16 protein-coding genes and 1 tRNA gene are annotated in these 23659 nt (G+C 48.9%); 14 read left to right on the forward strand and 3 right to left on the reverse strand.

Annotated features, from left to right (window positions below):
* The 5 genes from FW415_RS13185 (at position 1) to FW415_RS13205 (ending at position 8321) form a co-directional block, all read left to right on the forward strand.
* A complete protein-coding gene (locus FW415_RS13185; RefSeq protein WP_148385708.1) occupies positions 1-1137 on the forward strand; it encodes an exo-alpha-sialidase in 1137 nt (378 codons plus the stop codon).
* Positions 1138-1174: 37 nt separating this feature from the next.
* The gene (locus FW415_RS13190) at positions 1175-3907 is read left to right on the forward strand and encodes a sodium/solute symporter (protein ID WP_148385710.1); all 2733 of its coding nucleotides are present in this window, start codon (positions 1175-1177) and stop codon (positions 3905-3907) included.
* 12 nt (positions 3908-3919) lie between these two features.
* On the forward strand, positions 3920-5251 hold the full coding sequence (locus FW415_RS13195; RefSeq protein WP_148385713.1) for an FAD-dependent oxidoreductase: 1332 nt from the start codon (positions 3920-3922) through the stop codon (positions 5249-5251).
* A 154-nt stretch (positions 5252-5405) separates the two neighbouring features.
* Positions 5406-6980 carry an arylsulfatase gene (locus tag FW415_RS13200; protein WP_210420677.1) on the forward strand — a complete coding sequence of 525 codons (1575 nt, stop codon included), beginning with the start codon at positions 5406-5408 and terminating at the stop codon, positions 6978-6980.
* A 105-nt stretch (positions 6981-7085) separates the two neighbouring features.
* Positions 7086-8321, forward strand: coding sequence for an exo-alpha-sialidase (locus tag FW415_RS13205; protein WP_246858736.1), 1236 nt, complete (start codon positions 7086-7088; stop codon positions 8319-8321).
* Positions 8322-8564: 243 nt separating this feature from the next.
* On the opposite strand, the gene FW415_RS13210 is transcribed toward FW415_RS13205, so the two are convergent.
* Positions 8565-8638: transfer RNA gene (locus FW415_RS13210), tRNA-Arg, on the reverse strand.
* Between the two features lie 87 nt (positions 8639-8725).
* On the opposite strand from FW415_RS13210, the gene ung reads away from it, so the two are divergent.
* Both ung and FW415_RS13220 read left to right on the forward strand, forming a co-directional pair.
* Positions 8726-9397 (forward strand): uracil-DNA glycosylase, encoded by a 672-nt coding sequence (gene ung / locus FW415_RS13215; protein ID WP_148385718.1) that lies wholly within the window; start codon positions 8726-8728, stop codon positions 9395-9397.
* A 79-nt stretch (positions 9398-9476) separates the two neighbouring features.
* Positions 9477-10175 carry a 1-acyl-sn-glycerol-3-phosphate acyltransferase gene (locus tag FW415_RS13220; RefSeq protein ID WP_246858737.1) on the forward strand — a complete coding sequence of 233 codons (699 nt, stop codon included), beginning with the start codon at positions 9477-9479 and terminating at the stop codon, positions 10173-10175.
* Here FW415_RS13220 and FW415_RS13225 read toward each other — a convergent pair whose 3' ends face one another.
* Positions 10176-10553: a VOC family protein gene (locus tag FW415_RS13225; protein WP_148385723.1), complete on the reverse strand. Its 378-nt coding sequence runs from the start codon at positions 10551-10553 to the stop codon at positions 10176-10178.
* 71 nt (positions 10554-10624) lie between these two features.
* Positions 10625-11452 carry a helix-turn-helix transcriptional regulator gene (locus FW415_RS13230; RefSeq protein WP_210420678.1) on the reverse strand — a complete coding sequence of 276 codons (828 nt, stop codon included), beginning with the start codon at positions 11450-11452 and terminating at the stop codon, positions 10625-10627.
* Positions 11453-11518: 66 nt separating this feature from the next.
* Here FW415_RS13230 and FW415_RS13235 point away from each other — a divergent pair, with 66 nt between their 5' ends.
* From FW415_RS13235 to FW415_RS13265, 7 genes are all read left to right on the forward strand, one after another.
* Entirely contained in the window at positions 11519-12118 is a 600-nt protein-coding gene (locus tag FW415_RS13235; RefSeq protein ID WP_168208808.1) for an RNA polymerase sigma factor, read from the forward strand.
* 61 nt (positions 12119-12179) lie between these two features.
* Positions 12180-13262 (forward strand): FecR family protein, encoded by a 1083-nt coding sequence (locus FW415_RS13240; protein WP_148385728.1) that lies wholly within the window; start codon positions 12180-12182, stop codon positions 13260-13262.
* A gap of 195 nt (positions 13263-13457) precedes the next feature.
* A complete protein-coding gene (locus FW415_RS13245) occupies positions 13458-16652 on the forward strand; it encodes a TonB-dependent receptor (RefSeq protein ID WP_210420679.1) in 3195 nt (1064 codons plus the stop codon).
* A gap of 10 nt (positions 16653-16662) precedes the next feature.
* Complete coding sequence (locus tag FW415_RS13250; protein WP_210420680.1) at positions 16663-18264, forward strand: RagB/SusD family nutrient uptake outer membrane protein; 1602 nt, start codon at positions 16663-16665, stop codon at positions 18262-18264.
* A 130-nt stretch (positions 18265-18394) separates the two neighbouring features.
* Positions 18395-19675 carry a Gfo/Idh/MocA family oxidoreductase gene (locus FW415_RS13255; RefSeq protein WP_148385732.1) on the forward strand — a complete coding sequence of 427 codons (1281 nt, stop codon included), beginning with the start codon at positions 18395-18397 and terminating at the stop codon, positions 19673-19675.
* An 86-nt stretch (positions 19676-19761) separates the two neighbouring features.
* Positions 19762-23109, forward strand: coding sequence for a family 16 glycoside hydrolase (locus FW415_RS13260; protein ID WP_148385734.1), 3348 nt, complete (start codon positions 19762-19764; stop codon positions 23107-23109).
* A gap of 336 nt (positions 23110-23445) precedes the next feature.
* On the forward strand, positions 23446-23646 hold the full coding sequence (locus tag FW415_RS13265) for a hypothetical protein (RefSeq protein ID WP_148385736.1): 201 nt from the start codon (positions 23446-23448) through the stop codon (positions 23644-23646).
* Positions 23647-23659 lie beyond the last annotated feature (13 nt).

Below are 23659 nucleotides of genomic sequence, written 5' to 3' on the forward strand. Positions count from 1 at the left end.
ATGCAGCGCAAGAGATTAATACTTTTTGTTTTCCTGATATGGCCATTGTTCCATTTTGGTCAGAATAAGACAAATAAGGAAATCATCAAAAAACAAGTTTGCAAGACTACAGTATGGGCTGAGAATGAGAACAGGATGTTCGCTCATTTTGTATATGGACTTACCGCAACGGATAGGGGGACAATACTTGCTTTTGCAGAAGCCAGAATTGATAATGGTGCCGATGATGGCGCTCATCACATTGTGCTGAAAAGAAGTACAGACAAAGGTATCAGCTTTTCCGGGTCAAAAATTGTTGTAGAAAGTACACAAGGGCAGTCATGGGCAAACCCTACAGTAGTGCAAGACCGGCAAACTAAAGAAATTTTTCTTTTCTATGCCTTAAACCATAAAAACGTAAGCACACAGGTGTATTTTAAAACCAGTAAAGATGATGGGATCAGCTGGTCGGACGCTGTTGAGATTACTTCGTTGTTTACCGAAAATGTACACGAATGGACTTTTCACTTACCTGGCCCGGGACATGGTATCCAATTGGAAGATGGCCGGCTCATTATTCAGGTATGGCATAGAAAATCCATTTCGTTTGCAACCAAAGAAAGACAATATGGCGTTAATTGCGTGTATAGCGACGACCACGGGAAAACATGGAAAGTTGGAGGCGATACTCCGGTGGGGGAACTCAATGAATCACAGATTGTGGAACAGGAAAATGGCGATATTTTGCTTGTTGGCAGAACGGTAACAGGTAGTTCAAATTCGCATCAGGCTAAGGTGTGGAGCAGCGATAAAGGATTAACCTGGACACAGGCGATGGAATATGACACTGCACTAGGTGGCAAAATGTGTGATATCGGTATGATCAGCTATTCTTTAAAATCCGGAACACTGCTAGTCTCCCAACCAACAGATCCTGAAAAAAGAATGAATCTGACCATCAGGCTAAGTACTGATGAGGGCAAAAGCTGGAAGGTAAATAAATTGTTGGAGGGAGGTGGGGCGACCTACTCAGACCTGGCCATTCTCCCCGACAAAAGCATTGTTTGCCTTTATGGCAATGGTGGCACAAAACACATGCCGCAAAAGGTGTCATTAGCTCGCTTTAGCCTGGAATGGCTACTGCAAAACGGAGAATAGCTAAAGAGCATATTTAAAATTCAATCCCGAATCAACTATGACATTGTCACCATATAAACCTATCAATTTACAAAGCATTAAAACTACCGGCGAGTATTTATTATCAGGACCTGGATTCAAATTTATTTGCGGGCTATTAATATTTTCACTGAAGTTCAGCTTCTTCTCTGTTGCTCAGGAAGTTTCTTCACATGTTGAATGGAGAAAACTTGGATATCTTCCACAAAACAATAGTGCTCATAAATCAGCTGGCGTCGCTGCACATTTTTCCGGAATTCATAATGATGTCTTGATCATGGCCGGTGGTACCAATTTCTTATCCGGAGGTAATCCATGGGATGGGGGTATTAAAAAATGGCATGATGAGATCTATGTGCTTGAAAAAGCGGGAAAGGAATACCAATGGCTTAATGCTAAACTGAAACTGCCGGTTGCCCTGGCTTATGGTGCATCGGTAAGTACAAACAGGGGGCTTTTATGCATTGGCGGAACAGATAGCATTTCTTATAAGGCTAACACTTTTTTACTAAAGTGGAATAAGGATAAACAAGCCGTTGAATATGAAGCCTTGCCCGATATGCCAGTTCGCCTGGCCTATACCGCTGCCGTAATAATGAATGGAAGTATATATGTAGCTGGTGGGCAGGAACAACCGAATGGTGAACCTGCACGATATTTTCTAAGACTGGATTTAAATAATTATGGTAAGCAAACCCTGAAGTGGGAGCAATTAGAATTGTTGCCCGGGGTAGGTAGAACGATGCCGGTATTGGCAGTACAGCATAATGGGACTAATGATTGCATCTATTTATTTAGTGGAAAAGGCAAGGTAAATAATAGCGAGGTGCTTTTACATGATGCCTATACTTATAATCCCAAAACCTTAAAGTGGAGAAAACTTCGTGATATACAACTAAAGGGGCAGCGTTTAAGATGTCTGACAGGGGCTGCATCTATTTCAGTAGGGCTAAACCATATTCTGGTTTTTGGAGGTGCAGATAGTGAAGGCCACAGGGTGTTTAGAAAGACATTAGCAGATTTTAATGCCGCTAAAGACCCCGGGAAAAAAGAAGCGTACCGTGATAAACTGAATGAAATCAGCAATACACATGAAGGGTTCTCAAGAGATGTATTGGCATATCATACATTAACAGACAAATGGACTAAAGTAGGCGAGTTTTCAGCATCCTTGCCAGTGCTTACCCAGGCATCAAACTGGAATGGTAATATCGTCTTTCCGGGAGGTGAGATCGCTCCGGCAAAACGCTCTGCTGAAATATGGCAGGCTCGTATGATATCCAAAGAATCGTCGGTATTGGACGGGTGGGATTATTTGCTGATCGGAGCGTACTTTTTAGCGATCTTTTACATTGGCTATAAGTACAAAAAAAATATTAATACCACAAATGATTATTACAAGGCAGGGAACAGGATACCTGGATGGGCTTCCGGAGTAGCTATTTTTGGAACCTTATTAAGTGCTATTACCTTCCTGACCACCCCTGCCAAAACCTATAATGAAAGCTGGTTGTATTTTTTGCCAACTATCAGTAGCCTGGTAGTCGCACCATTTGTTGTTTTATTCATCATCCCGGTATATTTTAAACTGGATGTAACTACTGCTTATGAATATCTTGAAAAGAGATTCAGTTCCTTGATCCGGATCATTGGAAGCTTGAGTTTTCTGTTTTTTCAGGTGGCTAAATTCGGTGTAATGTTATTGCTTCCTTCATTGGCTATCGCTGCGATAACGGGAATTGATGTAATGACATGTATACTGGTGATAGGCTTGTTTTCGACAGTTTATGGAACCTTGGGAGGAATTGAGGCCGTGGTATGGACTGAGGTGCTGCAGGTTTTTGTATTTCTATTAGCAGCAGTGCTAAGTATTTTGGTTGTTGTGCTGAAATTGGATGGCGGTTTGGGCGAAATCATCACCATCAACAATAATTTTGACAAGTTTGAATTTATAAATTGGGATTTCAGTTTTTCTGAAATTACAGTTTTTGTAGCGATTACGTATTGGATAGGAGGCGGATCAGTTCCTTACATATCTGATCAGACCGTTATTCAAAAATATTTAGTCACTAAAGACATCAAAAGTGCTACCAGGGGAGTGTGGATAAACGGCATTTTAATTTTGGTGTCCTCTGTACTGTTTTTTGCTATAGGCAGTGCTTTATTTGCTTATTATTATTCCTTCCCTGAAGCCTTGAACCCAACCTTGCCAACACAGGAATCTATATATCCATGGTTTATTGTCAACGAACTTCCATCAGGGGTAAGGGGTGTGGTTGTTGCAGGAATATTTGCTGTTGCCATGTCTACTATTAGCAGTACCATGAATAGTATGTCTGCTACGGTAGTTACAGATTATGTACGCTTTTACAAACTGTTGCCGAAACGACAGCTTTTTATGGCAAAGGGAGTGTCCGCTGCTTTTGGAGTGATTGGTACTCTTCTGGCCGTTATCATGTTTGTGTATGAAGTAGGGTCTTTATGGGATATGATCAGAAGATTAACGGGGTTGCTTACAGGAGGACTGGCCGGCCTTTTTCTATTGGGAATCTTTACCAAAAGGGTAAAGCACACTGCCGCCCTGATAGGTTATATAGCCAGTGCAATAATTCTCTTCTATGTTAGTAAATATACAGCGGCTCATTTTATGGTGTATAGTTTAACGGGGATGCTTTCCTGTTTTATTGCAGGATATATAGCCAGTTTTTTAGTTGACGGCAAGCATAACAGTAAAGAAATCGAACAAGTTTAATTAGTAAATGAGATGATCGAAAAAGGAAATTTTATAATAGAACCTTCTAAACAGGTACCGGTAATTTTTAAGGTCGATGTGGTGGTTTGTGGTGGTGGTCCTTCTGGTTTTATCGCCGCAATTGCAGCGGCAAGGAACGGCGCAAAAACTTTGCTTTTGGAGCATTATGGTTTTTTAGGAGGGATGGCGACCGCGGGACTGGTGGGGCCTATCAGCAAGTTCAATTTTAAGAATACCCGTATTGTTTCCGGCATACCAGAAGAATTTATAGAAGAAATGGCGATAAGGGATGGTGCAATAATAGATCTGCCAAGTGGGAATGTACCTTATGATCCCGAAATATATAAATATGTAGCGATGAAGATGGTTGAGGAGGCTGGAGTGCAGATACTCTTTCATTCCAGGGTTGTGGATTGTATATCTGATGTTGACATACCGGAGGAACTTACACATGTAGTGATCGAAAACAAATCAGGAAGGCAAGCTATTGCGGCTAACTATTTTATTGATTGTACAGGAACCGGGGATCTGGTATCCCGGAGTAAATTGCCTTGGGAAATGCGCAACAATCGTGGTGGTGAACTGCAACCGCTGTCACTCTATTTTCGGCTCGGTGGTGTTGATACCCAAGCGTTTAACCTTCTTATGGCACATGATGGTGTGAAATATGCCAGTGTGGAATTAAAAGAACTGCTGAACAAAGAAGTTGAGGCAGGCAGACTTTCCAATTTTGGAGGTCCTTGGGCGGTTCATGGCAGCACACTAAGAGCAGGCCAGCTCTCGGTAAACGCCACGCGGTTTAGCGGGAATGCAGCCGATGGCAATGATGTGTCGAAGGCCGAACAGGAGTTGCGAAAAGATGTGATGAAAATTGTTGAGGTTTTCAAAGAGCAGATCCCCGCAATGAAAGATGCCTATTTGCTGGATACTGCTACGCAGGTGGGTATACGCGAAACAAGAGGGATTATCGGGCTTTATACTATGACTATGGAAGATATCCTGCAGCCCAAAGGCTTCGAAGACACTGTAGCTTATGGAGGTCATCCTGTAGATATACATCGGGCTTCGGATAGTAAACAGGAAGTTAGTTTTCTTCAGAAACCTTATCCCATTTCTTACCGGTCGCTTGTGCCAAAGGGAGCTACCAATCTGCTGGTTGCAGGCGGATGCCTTTCTGCTACGCACGAAGCATTTGCATCGATAAGGGTACAGGCTCAATGTATGGCATTAGGGCAAGCGGCTGGGACTGCGGCCGCACTATGCAATAGAGAAAATATTGGTGTTGCTGAACTGGACGGGAAATTGTTGCGGGAAGAGTTAAGGCGGCAAGGAGCCATCGTATGACAATTTCAGTTTACAATGGGTATTGGAAGTTTAGAATAGCATGCAGTTGAAGTTCAGAAAATTTGCTGATTTCGACCCTGAATAGGGAAGACCAGGTTACAGGTTTATGTTACTTTTTTTAAAAAATAAAATGAAAATTATTAAAACGTGCCTTATGCTTGTGCTGATTATTGCATCAGGCAGCTTTGAAATACTGTCAGCTCAGGGAAAAACCCGGCCTAACATCATTTTGATTCTCGCAGATGATATGGGTTATTCGGATATTGGCAGTTTCGGATCGGAAATCAGCACGCCAAATATTGATAAGCTTGCTTCATCCGGAGTTAAATTGTCTCAGTTCTATAATTCCGCCCGTTGTTGTCCTACAAGGGCTTCTCTCTTGACTGGAGTTTCACCCCACATGGCCGGTATTGGCTGGATGACATCAGACCGCCAACAACCTGGTTATAGAGGAGAGTTAAATAATGAATGTGTTACTATAGCACAAGTATTAAAGACGGGTGGTTATGCTACTTATGCTTCAGGGAAGTGGCATGTAACAGGCGAGACCAAATATAATGGAGACAAGAAAAACTGGCCGTTGCAGCGAGGTTTTGATCAATATTTTGGTATTATTCCGGGAGCTGCTAATTATTTCAACCCTGCAGGGCTAACCTCAGGTAACAATAAGATAACTGCCGGGAAGGATTTTTATCTTACGGACGCTATTGCAGATACCGCTGTAAAGTACATCAACATGCATGCTAAAAGAAAGAAAAGCGAACCCTTTTTTATGTATGTAGCCTTCAACGCACCACATTGGCCTCTTCATGCTAAACCTGAAGACATCAAAAAATACGAAGACAGGTACCTGGCAGGGTGGGAGGAGATCAGGGCGCAACGCTATGCAAAACAGTTGAAACTTGGCTTGTTTGATCCTTCAGTAAAACTGAGCTTAAAAGACAATAAAATTCCCGATTGGAACAGCCTTTCTGCAGCAGATAAAAAACTTTGGGCAAAACGTATGGCCATCTATGCTGCCCAGATTGATTGCATGGATCAAGGTATTGGACGTATACTGAATGAACTGGAAAAAGAGAAAATGACAGAAAATACACTAATTGTGTTTTTGTCTGATAATGGCGGATGTGCCGAAGATATTGAACGAGGTGAGGATAAAACTTTAGAAGGTCTTGGTACTGCGCAAAGCTACCAGAGTTATCGTATCAATTGGGCCAACACCAGCAATACCCCATTTAAGCTATATAAACATTATGTACACGAGGGAGGGATCTCTACACCTTTCATTGCCAGCTGGCCCAATGTTATAAAACCAATCCAACAAGTAATCAGTACGCCGGCAAGTATTATCGATATTATGCCTTCATTTGTTGAGGCATCAGGCACCACTTATCCAACAAGGTATAAAAACACGATAATTCATCCAACTGCAGGAAAAAGTCTGATAGCATTATTCTCAGGCAAAAAATTGGAAGAGAGACCGTTGTTTTGGGAACATGAGGCAAACCGGGCAATAAGATACCAAAATTGGAAACTTGTATCGAAAGCAAAAAAACAGCCTCCTTTTGTCGGGGTTTGGGAGTTGTATGACATCACCAGGGATAGGTCGGAGACCATCGATTTATCAAAAAAATATCCTGAAGTAGTAGAAGATCTTGCATCAATGTGGGATAGCTGGGCAAAGAATAACCGGGTTTATCCTTTGCGTCCCCCCAAAGTAGAAAAATGAATAAATATGGAAATATGGAGGCCGCCAACACTTGAATGGTGGCCTGGATATATGTTTTGATCATTACCTATACGTCTTGTTTAACCACTTATAAATTTCACTGATATGAAAAAAATCAATTTTTTTAGCACGAAAATGCGCCGGCACAACAAGGTTGTGCTGGTATTTTCATTTATCCTGGTAGCTATGGTTGCTTGTAAAAAAACAGGTGTACCACCGGATGCAGCATCTGAACCAGGGAAAGAGATAGAAACCAGGTCATCAACTGAAGGAGAGTTCACAACATTGGCGTTCAATACTCCAATAAAATTGTTTGATGGAGGCAGCGGTTTATACCATTCTTATCGCATTCCATCCATTATCAGAACTAAAAAAGGAACATTGATTGCTTTTTGTGAGGCTAGAGTAGACAATAACAGAGATTACGGAAACATTAACGTGATTTGCAGAAGGTCTGCTACTAACGGAAGTGGCTGGGGTCCCGAGATTTTGGTAAAGAGTACCAGCGGCACCTGGGGCAATCCCACTGCGGTTGTTAATCAAAGCGATGGGAAGATCTGGCTATTTATGTCTTATAATGATGCTGGCCTGAGCCAGTTTGGTGATAACGGAACAACGAAGATTACTCAACCAGGACAAAGAAAAACGTTTGTATGTTATAGTACATTTGACCAGGATGGAAACACATGGTCAACTCCGGTAAATATCACAAATATTGTTAAGCCCGCTAACATGGTTTGGGATGCAATGGGGCCTGGTATCGGCATTCAAAAACGTTTTGGCGCCACAGCGGGGCGCTTGATCATTCCGGCTAGTGGCAGGAACATCTATAGCGATAATAATGGTACTACCTGGCAGTACGAATCTATTCCTGGCGGTACATCTGAGGGTACAATAGTTGAACGGTTAACGGGTGTGCTAATGAGAAACGATCGTGGTGTGGGTTCAGCCGGGTTTTATCGTTATAAATCTGTGGGGGGTATCGGCACGAGCTGGACCGACTTCGAGGCCGTAACAGCCTTGCCTGATCCGCATTGTCAGGGTTCTATCTTAAGATATACTGATTCGCCCAGCCGGATTCTGTTTATGAATTCTGCCAGCCAAAGTACCAGAACCGCCATGAGAATCAGAATTTCCAATGATGAAGGTATTAGTTGGCCAACCAGCAAAGCCATTCCGCAAAACGGCTCTGGGAATGCAAAGCTCGGAGGTTATAGCAGCATGGTAAAAACAGCTGATAATATGATTGGTGCTTTAATTGAATTTAATGAAAATACATCAAATAGTGAGAGCAGCAACCGTAGTATCTATTTCCATAAATTCAACCTGGCCTGGTTTTAATTTTACAAATTAATCTATAGCCATATTTTGAATATCCGCCAGTCATTCGCAAGCTGACCCTTTCGCAATCTCAAAAGTACTTACAAAAAGTTAGTAATAATATGAAGACAGGTCACTGAACAGGCCACCGGGTTCTTTGTATATTTTAATTTGAATTAATACATAAATTAACAAATAATCAATACTGGCGGGAAAAATCCACGAAAAGGGGCCGTCTCAATTACTTTTGAGACGGCCCCTTTGTGAACCGGATTGGATTCGAACCAATGACCTGCTGCTTAGAAGGCAGCTGCTCTATCCAGCTGAGCTACCGGTCCGGAACACTAAATAATTTTTTATGGGAGTGCAAATTTATATAATTTTCCATCAATTAATCAAATATTCCGTTGTTTAAAGCTAATGAAATGGATGTAAAGATCGAAAGCAGTTGGAAAGAGGTATTGAAAGACGAATTCCAGAAAACCTATTTCGAGCAGATCGTCATGTTCCTGAAACATGAGAAAGCGCTCAATAAAGTCATCTACCCCCCGGGAAACCTGATCTTCAATGCGTTTGACAAAACCCCCTTCGATAATGTAAAAGTAGTCATCCTGGGGCAGGACCCCTATCACGGGCCCGGCCAGGCACACGGCCTCTGCTTCTCTGTGCAGAAAGGTGTAAAGCCCCCGCCATCCCTCGTCAATATCTATAAAGAGCTCAATAAGGATGTTGGCATACCCATCCCGGAAACAGGGGATCTGACCAAATGGGCAGAACATGGGGTATTGCTGCTCAATGCCATGCTTACTGTCCGCAACGGGGAGCCGGCATCTCATAGCAAGATCGGCTGGGAAACTTTTACAGACGCCGTCATCCGAAAGATATCCGATCTGAAGGAAGGAGTGGTGTTCATGCTCTGGGGCAAATTTGCGCAGGACAAGCAGGTGCTTATCGATGCTACCCGGCATTACATCCTCAAGGCAGCGCATCCGTCCCCTTTCAGTGCGGACAAAGGTTTTTTCGGCTGCAGGCATTTTTCCAAAGCCAATGAGCTGTTGGTAAAAGATGGAAAGGAACCGGTAGACTGGCAACTGTAACTTCAATATATCTCCCTTTACATGAAATATGAATTGGCTTAGAAATATAGCAGGCCGTGTTTATGCGGTATACGGGCTTTTGATCTTTGTCATCACCCTGCTGCTGATGGTCATCCCTATCTGGATCACCTCCCTCTTGCCCGATCCCCGTAAAACCCGTTACTTCCTTGCACTCGCCCGCGGATGGATGGCTGTTTACATGCCGCTGATCTTTTGTCCCGTTTACCGTCACGGAAAGGAGCATTTCAAAAAGGGGCAGGTATATGTCGTGGTCTGCAATCACAATTCCCTGATGGACGTACCGGTGACAACACCCTGGACGCCGGGTGTCAATAAAACACTCGCCAAATACGAAATGGGCCGTATCCCCTTGTTCGGCATGATGTACAAGATCGGCGGGATCATGGTGAACCGCAAGGATGAGGCCAGCCGCCGCGAAAGCTTCGAGCATATGCATCGCGCGCTGGAAATGGGCATGCACATGATCTTGTTTCCCGAAGGCACACGCAACCGCACCGGCTACCCGCTGAAGAGCTTTTACGACGGTGCTTTTCTGCTGGCGATCGATGCCCAAGTGCCGGTGATCCCGGCCCTGCTGTTCAATACCCGCAAAATACTGGTGCCGGGAAAATTCTTTTTCGCCCTGCCGCACCGGATCGATTATCATTTCCTGCCGCCGGTGGAAACAAAAGGGTTAAACCGGGACGATGTGCGGATGCTGAAAGAAAAAGTGTTTATGATGATGTGGGAATACTATCAGCAACATGGCGGAAAATGATCAGACGGAGGTGATCCACCAGGTATTCCCGAAGGGGTCCCTGATTCCCGCAGCTCTGCCGTAATCCTTGCTGGCCGGCTCCTGACGCGATGTGGAGCCTGCTTCCATCGCCTTCGCGTACGTGGTGTCCGCATCTGTCACATACACAAAAACGGAACTGGTCTCCGGCTCCCAGGCTTCATTGCTTTCTCCGAACATGATGATGCTGCCGTTGATATCGGCTTCGCCATGCATAAGACGCCCCGCCGCATCCCGGTAAGTGGCCTTCTCTTCCGCTTCAAATACCGTTTTCAGGAACACCAGGAACTGATCGCCGTCAGATACCAGGAAGTAAGGAATAACGGCCGGATAACCAGCGGGTATGTTTGCTTTTGACATAAGAAATGTGCTTTTGTTGATGACAAAATTAGGTGGACGTACGATCATCAAATTGGAAAAAAACGACAATCTTACCCCTCCCGGTATTCTATCCCTTCAGGGCGGCCGGAAAAATACTGGCGGGGATGATAACCGGAGAATTCCCGGAATTCGTGGATGAAATGCGACTGGTCATAATACCCGCATGCATAAGCGATATCCGTCATGCTGCGCGGGGTATTGCCGTATTCCGCCAGCGCCCCCTGAAAGCGGATGATACGGCTGTACATTTTTGGCGAAAAACCGCCGAACTCCTTGAACTTCCTTTCAAATTGCCGGGTGGAAAGGCATATCTGCGATGCCAGTGCGGTAACATTCACCTGTCCTTTTGCTGCAATGATATGCCGTATCGCAACATGCGCAGCTGTTTCATCCTGTCGCCGTTTATGCAGCCGTTCCAGGAGGAACCTGCTCAGGATCTGTACTCTCTGAGGATGACTGGCTGCCGTCATCACCTGCTCCTGGAGGAACCTGCCTTCCGTGCTCAGTACCGCCGCCAATTCCGGCACATGGTTGCTGAATGCCGCGGAAGAAAGCCCGAAAAGCTGCGGTAAAGCGGATGGGTAAAGATAGGCGCCGAATATCCCGAAGCTGCCGTGTGTCAGGAATCTGCGGTGCCGGCTGCTCTGCGCATGCAGCACGGCCGGATGATAAGGATGATCGTCAGTATTCAGCCCGGAGAACAGCCCCTTGTAATGGAAGACCATTTCCGCACAGCCGTCTGCCATGGACCGGTACACGTACGGCTCTCCCTGCGGCACATCGTGCTCGAAAACCCAGAACATGCGCACATGTCGGGCCAATTGCGGCGGCGGGGGAAAGGTCCTGTACATATCCGGATACCAAGTTAAGAATATCATACGGCCCATTTCCAAAAGTTTTATATATTGTCGGTTCATCAGCATAAAATTGATCATCAACCGCAAGTGAACAATCTTCCGCAATTTAAAGATGAAAACGAGCTGTGGGCGGCCGTTCGTGAAGGCCAGGCCGGGGCGTTCAAAGTGTTGTATGAAGACTATGCAGATGTGCTGTTCCGCTACGGCATGCGCTATTTCAGTGAAGCGGAAACCGTAAAGGATTGTATGCACGACCTGTTCGTGGACCTCCATCATTATCACCGCAATCTTTCCCCCGCCGTCAATATCCGTTTTTACCTGCTGGGCGCTTTCCGCCGCAAACTCCATGAAACACGCAAAAAGACGGTGCCTTTGTATCCCGATGATGGCGCGGATACCACCTTTATGATAGAATATGACAAGGAGCATCATATTATTGCCGATGAACAGCAAAAAGAAATGCTTGGCCGCCTTTCCGCCGCATTGCAGCTATTGCCGGCGCGCCAGAAAGAGGTATTGTACCTGCGCTATAATTGTGAACTGAGTTATGAAGATGTGGCCGAGGTGATGAAGATCAGCATCCCTACCTGCCGTACCCTGGCCTACAGGGCCTTTCAGCAACTGCGGGAACAATTGAAACATACCCCTGTTTATTATCTCCTCATCTGCCTGTTCAACTCTTTTTAAAAAAAGTTTGATCCGGCAGTCTATATCCCCACGATTTCTCACTCTATATAATAAATGAAGCATGAGCCAGCATAACGAACAGCCTTCCGGTGAAAGGGACCCATTGGAGCCCGAAGTAAAGCAGATCGTCCGTGCAGCAGGGAATGAAAGCCTCGCACCGGATGAGAAAGCGGAGCTTTGGGAGCGCATTGAGACCAGTGTTTCAGAGCGGCAACCGGTGTACCGCCGTCTCTGGTGGAAAGTGGCTGCCGCGGTGATCGTTCTGGTAGCGGCAGGATGGTGGATGCTCCGGCAGAAGCCCGTAGCGGAAAAAGGCGTGCTGGCCTTTGCACAACAACAGCAGCCTGTTGCGGATACTTCCGGCGAAACCCGCCTGGTATTGGGCAATAACAGGCAGGTAACGCTTAGCGGGGCAAGTGCGTCGCTCACCTATAGCCAGAACGGCACACACGTTATGGTGAATGATAATGAGCAGTATCAGCAGGAGGGTGGAGAGGAAATTCAGTATAACACCCTGATCGTGCCATATGGCCGCCGGGCAAAGATCACCATGGAGGATGGTACGGAAGTCTGGCTGAACGCAGGCTCGCGGATGGTATATCCGGTAGTGTTCGATGGCAAAAGCAGGGAAGTGTTCCTGGAAGGAGAGGCATATTTCGAAGTGGTGGGCAGGGAAGGGCATCCCTTCTTTGTGTACACCAGCCAGCTGAAGACCGCGGTACTTGGCACCGCATTCAATATCAGCGCGTATGCGGATGATGCGGAGCAAACGGTGGTGCTGATACAGGGAAGCGTAAAGGTACATGCCAATGTAGGCGCCGCGCAGCAGTTGCTGACACCGGGTTACAAAGCGGGTTACTCCGTGATCGACCACAATATCAGCAAGGAACAGGTCAATACCATGATCTATACCGCCTGGAAGGAGGGGCGGTTGATGTTCGAACACGCACCATTGCAACATATTCTGAAAAAACTGAGCAGGTATTTTAATATCCGGATAACCACGGAATCAAACGGACAGTCAACTTTCTCCGGTGACCTGGACCTGGCGGACGATATCGGCCATGTGCTGGATGCGGTCAGCGTAAGTACCGGAATGAAGTATGAACACACAACGGAGGGAATTATACTGAAAAAGAAGTAGCAGTAACTAGCAACCAATAATCGCTTTATAAAAAAACCGGAAGATGCTGCAAACATCTCCCGGCTACTGGTCCCGATGGCCATCGGGACAGGCTTAACTATTACCTAAATTAAACACCGTAAATGTATGCAAAAAATCCATGTCGGCAAGCGCTTCCCGCGCAGGGAAAGTGCTGTATTAAAAGTGCTACGGATTATGAAGTTGACTACTTTTCTATTGTTCGCAGGCATCTCCTGTGCCTTTTCCTCGGCCTCGTACTCACAGGGGAGGATCAGCGTCCGTCTCACAGACGCCACGCTGCCAGACCTTTTTTCGCAGATCAAACTGCAGAGTGACTGGCGGATCTTTTATAAGGATGAGCTGATCAGCCGGGAACAGAAGGTTACCCTTGATGTGAAGGACAAGGATGTCCGCGAAGTGCTGGACCTGGCGCTGCGGGATACCCGGCTTACCTATCGCATCATCAAAAAGCAGGTGGCCATCATTTCCCGGGACGAGCTGCTGCCTGATGGCAGATTCGTACAGGAAGATACCGGTTTCGTGATCAAAGGCCGCATTTACGACACCCATGAGCCGCCGCAGGGCATCCCCGGTGTAACGGTGCGTATCAAAAACTCCAATAAGGGAGCGATGGCAGATGCGGACGGTTATTTTACGATCCGTGCGAAGAAAAACGACGTGCTGATCTTTTCCCTGATGGGCTATCACCCGGAAGAGTTTACCGTTTCACGGCCATTGAGCAACCTCACGATTTCCCTGAAAGAAAATATTTCCGCGCTGGATGAGGTAGTGGTGGTGGGGCTTTCCGAATTGCAGCGCAAGCATATCGCCAGCTCCGTGGGATCGGTGGACGTGGAATCCAGAATGTCAGGCAAACCGGTAACGCAGATATCCCAGGCTTTGCAGGGCGGCGTAACCGGTCTGCAGGTCCGGCAGGGGTCCGGCCTTCCGGGCGGTGATGCCGCTTCTATCAAAATCCGCGGCCTGAGTACTTTGGGCAACGGCGATCCGCTAGTGCTGGTTGATGGTATTCCGATGGATATGGACTTCATCGATCCGCTGACAGTGGAGAGCATTACTGTGCTGAAAGATGCCGCTGCTGCAGCTGTATATGGTGCCCGTGGCGGTAATGGAGTGATCCTGGTAACCACCAAACGCGGCGTGCCGGGGAGGGTAGCGGTGACCTACGACGGATATTTTGGAGTGCAAGCGCCTTCTCGCATGCCGGACCTAGTGGATGCGCCTACTTATATGAATATGTACAACGAAGCGTTGGTGAACAATGGTCGCCCGGTTTTCTATACCCAGGATGCGATCGACAGCACCCGTATGGGGGTTGATCCCCTAAAGTATCCCAATACCGACTGGCAGGACGTGATCATCAAAAAAAATGCGCCCATCACCAGCCATTCGCTTTCTGTAAGTGGCGGTAACAGCATGGCCCGCTTCGCGCTGACGGCCAATTACCAGTTCCATGACGGTATGATACCGGTGAGCAATTCCCGCAAGTACAACATCCGGGCCAACACTTCCGTCTCCCTCAGTAAAAAATTTCTTGTGAATATGGACATGCTGGCGATCAAACGTAACGTGAGCTATCCCAACCGCCCGAATGGCAGCGGCGGCAACCGCATGCTGGAAGACGTCTATCGTGTTCCGCCGACCGTTCTGCCTAAATACCCTGTAGAGGACGGCTCTCCCGTTATCTACGGGCGTTACGTGGATATTGTGAATCCGCTGGCCTATGCGGAAGTGGGCGGAGCCCGCAGATATGAATCCATGCAAAGCAGTATTAACCTGCAGCCGAAATGGGAAGTGATGCCGGGGCTGAACCTGAAGGGGCAACTCAGTTACCGCCTGAACAGCGATGTAATACGTACCAGTAGGAATAATTATCATTTCTTCGACTACTATACAGGCCAACTGGTGCAAACGTGGGGGCAGCAGCGTACCCGTGATTTCTATCGCACCACATATTATTATGCCAGCGCTTCTGCGGACTATACTTTCGACATTGGCAAACACCACTTTTTTGCTTTGCTTGGGTATTCGCAGGAAGAAACGCAGTCCGGCGACTGGGATATATGGTCCATACTTGGTACCTACAGCAAGGTGAATTATTCTTATGCTGACAAATACCTTGTAGAAGCCGCATTTCGCATGGATGGTAACTCCAAGTTCGGGCCGGGTCACAAGTATGGCTATTTTCCTTCCGTAGCAGTCGGCTGGAACGTACACAAAGAGAATTTCCTGAAAGATTCCCGCGCTGTCAGCAATCTGAAATTACGTGCTTCTTACGGCCAGCTCGGCAACCAGAATATCAACCCGTATCTTTACCAAAACCTGATCAGTACTACGGACGGAGTGGAAGGTACATGGGGTAATCCTGATATCACCTGGGAAACCGTTAACCTGCTGGATATCGGCTTCGACCTGGGATTGTACAACAATCGGATTGAAGTGACATTCGACTACTACGATAAAAGAACTGACGGTATTCTGCTGACACCCCCGGTTTCTTATGTCGGCGGCCTCGGCACGCCTCCTATCAACGCGGGCAAGGTGCGCAACCAAGGCCTGGAGTTGGCGGTAAACTACAATGAGAATTTTGGAAAGGACTGGAGTATTTCCATTCGGCCCGGTATCACTTACAACGAAAACGAAATACTTTCCCTGAAGGGAGGTCCCTATATCACTACCAGTGCTGCACGTATCCATCAGGAGGGTTATACCATCAACAGTATATACGGCTATCAGTCAGACGGCTTGCTGCAGGCAGATGACTTCGAGGCAGATGGCAAAAGCAAAGTGCCTATTTTCCTTGGTCAGCTGCCCGGCGATATTAAATATGTAGATCAGAATGGCGATGGCCTGATCGATGGGAACGACCAGAAACTGATCGGTAACAGGACCCCCAAAGTGGATTACTTCTCGAATTTCCGTGTCGGATACAAAAACTGGGATCTCGAATGGCTCATTCAGGGTGTTTCTGATAACGATGTATTGCTTGCCGGTATGCTGGCCTATCCGCTGGACATGTCGTTCGATGGTGGCGTACCAACAAAATATTACTCCGAAAACTATTGGACGCCTGAGCGCACGGACGCCCGTTTCCCGCGATTGAATACATCGCCCGCCTCCAACAAGCTGACATCGGACTTCTGGTTCCAGAACGGTGCGTACCTGCGTGTGAAATATGTGCAACTGGGATATAACCTGCAAAGCACAGGGTTAAAACGCATGGGCATCCGAAACATACGAATGTATGCCAACGCCCAGAATCCTTTTGTTGCCACGGGAATGAAGCTTACTGATCCTGAAAGCCAGGGCAACCAGTGGACTTATGGCATTATGAAAACCTATATGGTAGGATGTAACGTTCAATTCTAAATCAGCAATCATGAAAAAAATGAAATTTTCTTATATATGGATCGCAACCTGTGTTGGTATTACAGCACTATCGGGATGTGAGAAGTTCCTTACCAACGATCATCCCACACAGATATCCGATGCTGAATGGTGGAATACGGAAGCGAATGCTACCAATGCCTTGGGATCTGTCTACGCTGGCGTGCCTGCGGGATCTACCGGCCGTAATGTGATGCTTATCTCCGGCATGACCGATGAAGGGGTGAGCAGGGGAGAGAACCGAGGTAACTACGATATATTTACGCGCGGGCTGCAGAACGCAACCTGGGACGTAGCAGAGTGGATCTGGCGGGATAACTACCTGGATATCCGCCGGGCCTGCCGTTTCCTGGAGAACGTGGATAAATGTTTCATGGACGAAGCACTAAAAGAACGCATGAAATACGAAGCTCGCGCGCTTCGCGCCTACTATCATATGGAATGCCTCCTTTATTTTGGCGGTATCCCTATCGTTACAAAATCCCTGACACCGAACGAAAACTTTCTCCCAAGGAATACGGAACAGGAAGTGTACGATTTCATTGCTGCCGAATTAAAAGCCTGCGGTGAAAATCTGCCGCCTGAATATAACAATAACGAAGCTTGGCGTATTTCCGGCAACGCTTGTTACGCACTGCTGGCGCGGTTAGCTATGTACTACAAGAAGTATGACGTGGCTAGGGACGCTGCCGCAGACGTTATCACTTCAGGTGTTCACAGCCTATACCGGAGCAGCAATCCTGCCAACAGCTACTCCGAATTGTTCATGTACGCCGGCGAACTGAATAAGGAACGTATCTGGTTCAAACTTAACGGCTGCGGCAATGCCTGGACGACCTTTGCGCCTTATGGTATCGGCGGGGAAACCTATTTGTCGCCAACCCAGAGCGTAGTGGACAACTATGAAACGAAGCAGGGTTACTCGATTCAGGAGCTTGGTCCGGATTCAGTGGAGATCTATCGCAGAGAACCTAACTACAACAACAATCGTGATCCGCGTCTATCCGCTTCTGTCCTTTATCCGGGTCAGTCGTTCGTGCAAAGTTCTTATATCCTGAAGCCATTTGATCCTTCCTTGCAGAACCCTGACAAGATCGGCGTGCAGAAATCTACCGCTACAGGTTACTGGGTGCGCAAATACCTCGATCCAAGAGACCGGCAGTCCGGCCCCCGTAACCTCGATTTTATGTTCATCCGCTACGCGGAAGTGCTGCTGAATTACGTGGAGTCGCTGGTAGAGCTGGACGACTGGCAGAACCCCGATATCGCCACCCATCTCAACGATATCCGCTCCCGTGCGGGTATGCCCGACGTAGACCTCGCCCGGTACAATACCCAGGAGAAGCTGCGCGCTTTCATCCGCAGGGAACGCCAGGCAGAGCTGGCCTTTGAAGGGCAGCGTTACTTCGACATCCGCAGATGGGGTACTGTGAATACCGTTATGAACGGACCTGTGTACGGCGCCACTGACCCCGATACCGGAGAAGCCATCCTTGTGCAGGACCGCGTTTACCGTACCCGCGACTTCTACTGGCCGATCCCTGAAAAAGAGATACTCTCCAACCCGAACATGGAGCAGAACGACGATTACTAGTTTGTTATGATAGCACAGGGGCTGTGCCGGAAGTACATTTACTTTTGGTGCAGCCCCCTTTTAATTTGTCCTGCCGATACAGGCACAGATTCTAATTCGTATTTTGTCAGGAAATCACCTAAATAAAATCATGGGAAAAAAAGAAATCCATTCTTCCAGGAGGTCATTCCTCCGGAACTCGGTTGGAGCGCTGGCTGCGTTTACCATCGTGCCCAGGCATGTATTGGGACGCGGGTACCTCGCCCCGAGTGACCAGTTGACCAAGGCGGTGGTGGGCACCGGCGGTATGGGCCGCGGCCACTTCGGCTATGCCGGCACCAGGGTCGTAGCGATTTGCGATGTGGACAAGAGCCACATCCAGAAAGGACTGGACGCGCTGAAAGACAAGGCTAAAGGCGTCAAAACGTTCACCGATTACCGGGAGCTGATCCAGCTGCCGGAAGTGGACATCGTACACGTTGCCACACCGCCGCACTGGCACGGTATCATTGCAGCGGACGCCGCAAAGGCCGGAAAGGACATCTGGTGCGAAAAGCCGATGACCGCCACCATCGGCGAAGGCAAACGCCTTGTGGAAGCCGTTCAGCAGCATGGCCGCATCTTCAGGCTGAATACCTGGTTCCGTTTCTCGGACCGCTTTTATGGTATGGGCACCACCGTGGAGCCGATCAAAAAACTGGTGAACAGCGGACTGCTCGGATGGCCGCTGAAAGTGACGGTTAGTCGCCATACCGGGTTCGACTGGAAATTCTTCTGGGTAGGCAAAACCAACCTGGCGCCGCAATCCGTGCCCAAAGAGCTGGATTACGACATGTGGCTCGGTCCCGCTCCCTACAAGCCCTACAATCCCCACCGGGTGCACGGCACCTTCCGCGGGTATTGGGATTATGACGGCGGCGGTCTCGGAGATATGGGACAGCATTACCTGGACCCCATCCAGTATTTCCTCGGGAAAGATGACACCAGTCCCGTTTCCGTGGAGATCGACGCTCCCCAGCAACACATCGATGCCGTTGGCACCTGGCGCAAGATCACCTACACGTATGCAGATGGCTGCCAGATCATCCTGGACGGCGCAGGCACCGAAACAAAAGCCGCCTATATCGAAGGGCCCAACGGCAAGCTGTATCCCGGCTTTAAATCGGATATCCCCGATCTGGAGAAAAAGCTGGCCGCATTCCCCGATCCCGCACCACAGGTAACAGATTTCGTGGAAGCCGTAAAGCGCCGGCAGAAATTTGCACTCAACGAAGAGAACGGGCACCGCTCCGCAACCATTGTGAACATGGGTAAAATAGCCCTTCAACTCGGCCGTAACCTGAAGTTCGACCCCGTAAAACAGGAATTTATAGGCGATGAGGGTGCCAATAAAATGATCTTCCAGCCCATGCGCGGGCCCTGGACTATTTAGTTTGTATGATTGATCTTATTAATGAAGCAGGAAGGGACCAGGTTGCGCAAAAGGCCTTCCGGCTTACAAGGAATAAATTTTTTTTAATGAAACAATTACTCCTCATCGTTACATGCGTTATGCTCCAGTTCGCCGCCATGGCGCAACCGAAGCAGGATAACCGTGCAACGCATACCAAGATCGCAGACCTGCTGGCACAGCAGCCTGCCGATAATAAAGCCGCCCTGGAAGCCAATATGGAAGCCATGGCAGCACTCGGGGAAGAAGGCATCACCAGTATGGCCGCCATGCTGAACGCCCCGGGGAAAGGCGATAACACCGCCATTGAATACGCCCTCGCCGGCTACACGTTTTATATTACCCAGGCCGGTCGGGAAAAAGACATGACCATCGCCGCCGGCGCCTACACCAAAGCGCTGCAAAAGGTGAGCGACAAGGAAAACAAGGCATTCATCCTCACCCAGTTGCAACAGGTAGGGAATGACGGCGCGGTACCGGCCATACAGCCGTATCTGCTGGATGAACGCCTTTGCGACCCCGCTGCGCGCGCATTGGCAAAGATCGGTACGCCCGCCGCAAAGCAGGTGCTGCTGGCAGCTTTGCCTGAACAGCGCGGCCGGAACAAACAGGTGCTGGCCCAGGCCATCGGGGACGCGATGGTGACCGATGCGGTTCCAGCACTGACGGCGCTGATCACTTCAGATGACCCCATGCTGGCCAAAACGGCCATGTATTCCCTGTCCCAACTGGCTTCCCCTGCACCCGGCGCTGCCGCTGCAAAAACGGGGTACAGCTACGATGTGACCAATGCCACCTCATCCTATCTCTACGCAGCCCTGCAGATGGCGGAAAAAGGCCAGGCAGCGGAAGCCGCGGCAATTGCGGATAAAGTATTGAAGGAAGCAAAGGAAGTGCATGTGCGCACCGCCGCATTGTATGTGCTGACACGCGCCAAAGGCCAGGCCAGCATGCCGAAGCTGATCGCCGCAGTGAATGACCGGCAGCCGGAATACCGTGATGCCGCCCTGAAGTTCGCAGGCGCATTTCAGAGCGATGCCAACAACGTCCTCTGGCTGAAAGCCCTGGGCAAGGCCAAAGGCGCAAATAAAGCTGCGGTGATCTCCATGCTCGGGGATAACGGGGTAGCCGCCGCATGGCCTGCCATCCTGAAAGCATTGAAAGACAAAGATGCTGCTGTGAAGTTTGCCGCTATCACCGCAGCCGGGCAAACCGGCGGCGCTCAGGCCATTCCGGCCCTGCTGGATGTGCTGAAAAAAGGTAATGCCGCTGAATTGACTGCCGCGCAGGGTGTGCTGAAAACCATCAAAGGCAGCGAAGTGGTGAGCCTCTCCGGAGCGTCCATTGCTGCAATGCCTCCGGCAGCGCAGGTGGCGCTGATAGACGTGCTGGCTTCCCGCAAGGCAGACAGCCGTTTCCAGGACGTATTGCCGCTGACCGGATCGTCCGATGCCAATGTGCGCAACGCCGCTTTTGCCGCCCTGAAAGACATGGTAGGCCCTGAGCAACTGCCCGCCCTGTTCAGCCTGCTTTCCGCCGCGGAACAGCCGGCGGACATCAAGGCCCTGCAGGCCGCGGTCATCAGCGCAGCAACCGGTGCAGCGCCCGTGATCGCTCAAATGGAAAAGGAAACACCCGCAAAACAGGAACGTTACTACCAGGTGCTGGCCGGTATCGGTGGTCCCGCTGCCCTGCAGGTAGTGGCCAATGCCTTCGATAAAGGCTCCGCCGCTCAAAAGCAGGCCGCGGTAGCGGCGCTTACGGCGTGGACAGACCTCCCGGCAGCCAGCGCTTTGCTGAAGATCGCCAGGGAGCATGAAACCTACCGGAATACGGCATTGCAGGGTTTCGTACGCCTGTCGAAAGCCGCCGGTACGCCCGATCAGCGCCTGCTGATGCTGAAAGATGCCATGGCTTTGCAGCCCAATGCAGCCCTGAAGAAAACGATCCTCCAGCATACGGAACAATGCAAAACATTCCCCGCGCTGCTCTTTGCCGGCAATTACCTGGACGACCCCGCCGTACAGCAGGAAGCCGCCCAGGCCGTGATGAACATCGCACTGGCGGATAAATCCCTGAACGGCAAACTGGTGCGCAGCCTGCTGGAAAAGACCGCAAAACTGCTGAAAGGCGGCGATGCCGATTATCAGCGGGAGGCCATCCGCAAATATCTCTCGGAAATGCCCGAAGGAGAAGGTTTTGTGTCCATGTTCAACGGGAAAGACCTCCAGGGCTGGAAAGGCCTCGTGGCCGATCCGGTTAAACGCGCTAAAATGGATGCCGCTACCTTGCAGAAAGAACAAGCCAAAGCAGATGAGAAAATGCGTACCGGCTGGAAAGCAGAGAACGGCGAACTGATCTTTACCGGCAAGGGCGATAACCTCTGCACAGTTAAGAAATACGGCGATTTTGAGATGTTCGTGGACTGGAAGATCACGAAGGATGGGGATGCCGGTATCTACCTCCGCGGTACGCCGCAGGTACAGATATGGGACACTGCCCGTCACGATGTAGGCGCGCAGGTGGGGTCAGGCGGACTTTACAACAACCAGCAGAACCCCTCCAAGCCCCTGACACTGGCCGACAACGCCATCGGGGAATGGAATACCTTCCGCATCATCATGAAAGGGGATCGGGTGACCGTGTACCTGAATGGTGTGCTGGTGGTAGACAATGTGATGCTGGAGAACTATTGGGACCGCTCCCTGCCCATCTTTGCGGAAGAGCAGCTGGAACTGCAGGCCCACGGCACCCACGTTGCCTACCGCAACCTGTACATCCGTGAATTTGAGAAGGTTGAACCCTTCACGCTCAGCGAAGCGGAAAAGAAAGAGGGCTACAAGATACTTTTCGACGGCACCAATATGCATCATTGGACCGGTAATACCACCAGCTATGTGATCGATAACGGCAATATCCTCTGCGCTCCCGCGAAAGGCGGCGGCGGGAACCTCTATACCAAAGAGGAGTTCAGCGATTTTGTTTTCCGTTTCGAGTTCCAGCTGACGCCCGGCGCCAACAACGGTCTCGGTATCCGCGCCCCCCTTACCGGTGATGCGGCCTATCAGGGCATGGAGCTGCAGATACTCGACAATGAAGCGGATATTTACAAAAACCTGCACGTTTACCAGTACCACGGTTCTGTGTACGGCGTGATCGCCGCGAAACGCGGTTTCCTGAAACCGGTGGGAGAGTGGAACTATGAGCAGGTGACCGTGAAAGGCACCCGCATAACGGTGGAGCTCAACGGTACGGTGATCCTGGACGGCGATATCGCGGAAGCACGGGAGAAAGGAACGCTGGACCATAAGGACCATCCCGGCCTGAAAAGGGATAAGGGCCATATCGGCTTCCTGGGCCACGGATCGGTTGTCCGGTTCCGGAATATCCGGATCAAAGACCTTTCAAAACGATAAAATTTATTTATAACAGATAAAAAGCAATGGTGTAATGCCATTGCTTTTTATCTTTATATGTTTTGGATGGAATATTAATGGATAAGCAGTATCAAGTCCACGTCATCTCCACGTCATCTCCACGTTATCTCCACCGACTCCCCGGTGACCCTCCACCGTTCCTCCGCTGACCACCCGCTGTTTCCCCCCACTGACCGCGTACATTTTCCACAAAAGGTGTATCTATTTTACACATCCCGTTTTTTCTTTTTCAGGCCTGTTAACCTTTTACGCTTTGGCACGTTATAAGATACAAGGACTATGTAACCACAATTCGATTAACCCAAAATCGGACTTATGAAATCAATCACTATCATCGGCGGTATAACAGGAATTGTACTGGCAGTGGCAGCGTACTTTGCGGAACTTTACAACTGGACGGCCATAGAAACGGCCATGACAGTGGGGTTTGCCGGCTATGTACTGATCATTACAGCCATTGCCTATTTTCTGCTTTCCTGGTTGTACAAAGGGGACAAGAAGTTTGAGGCCTTGTAAGCCGCTGGCCCCG

The sequence above is a fragment of the Chitinophaga sp. XS-30 genome (assembly GCF_008086345.1).
Taxonomy (GTDB): Bacteria; Bacteroidota; Bacteroidia; order Chitinophagales; family Chitinophagaceae; genus Chitinophaga.

What these genes read in the sequence shown, in the direction of transcription:
- FW415_RS13230 (WP_210420678.1), bottom strand. Translation starts at nt 11,452, where the DNA reads ATGATATTCTTAACTTGGTATCCGGATATGTACAGGACCTTTCCCCCG.
- FW415_RS13225 (WP_148385723.1), bottom strand. Translation starts at nt 10,553, where the DNA reads ATGTCAAAAGCAAACATACCCGCTGGTTATCCGGCCGTTATTCCTTAC.
- FW415_RS13240 (WP_148385728.1), top strand. Translation starts at nt 12,180, where the DNA reads ATGAGCCAGCATAACGAACAGCCTTCCGGTGAAAGGGACCCATTGGAG.
- FW415_RS13195 (WP_148385713.1), top strand. Translation starts at nt 3,920, where the DNA reads ATGATCGAAAAAGGAAATTTTATAATAGAACCTTCTAAACAGGTACCG.
- ung (WP_148385718.1), top strand. Translation starts at nt 8,726, where the DNA reads ATGGATGTAAAGATCGAAAGCAGTTGGAAAGAGGTATTGAAAGACGAA.
- FW415_RS13200 (WP_210420677.1), top strand. Translation starts at nt 5,406, where the DNA reads ATGCTTGTGCTGATTATTGCATCAGGCAGCTTTGAAATACTGTCAGCT.
- FW415_RS13255 (WP_148385732.1), top strand. Translation starts at nt 18,395, where the DNA reads ATGGGAAAAAAAGAAATCCATTCTTCCAGGAGGTCATTCCTCCGGAAC.
- FW415_RS13260 (WP_148385734.1), top strand. Translation starts at nt 19,762, where the DNA reads ATGAAACAATTACTCCTCATCGTTACATGCGTTATGCTCCAGTTCGCC.
- FW415_RS13245 (WP_210420679.1), top strand. Translation starts at nt 13,458, where the DNA reads ATGAAGTTGACTACTTTTCTATTGTTCGCAGGCATCTCCTGTGCCTTT.
- FW415_RS13190 (WP_148385710.1), top strand. Translation starts at nt 1,175, where the DNA reads ATGACATTGTCACCATATAAACCTATCAATTTACAAAGCATTAAAACT.
- FW415_RS13185 (WP_148385708.1), top strand. Translation starts at nt 1, where the DNA reads ATGCAGCGCAAGAGATTAATACTTTTTGTTTTCCTGATATGGCCATTG.
- FW415_RS13265 (WP_148385736.1), top strand. Translation starts at nt 23,446, where the DNA reads ATGAAATCAATCACTATCATCGGCGGTATAACAGGAATTGTACTGGCA.
- FW415_RS13205 (WP_246858736.1), top strand. Translation starts at nt 7,086, where the DNA reads ATGAAAAAAATCAATTTTTTTAGCACGAAAATGCGCCGGCACAACAAG.
- FW415_RS13250 (WP_210420680.1), top strand. Translation starts at nt 16,663, where the DNA reads ATGAAAAAAATGAAATTTTCTTATATATGGATCGCAACCTGTGTTGGT.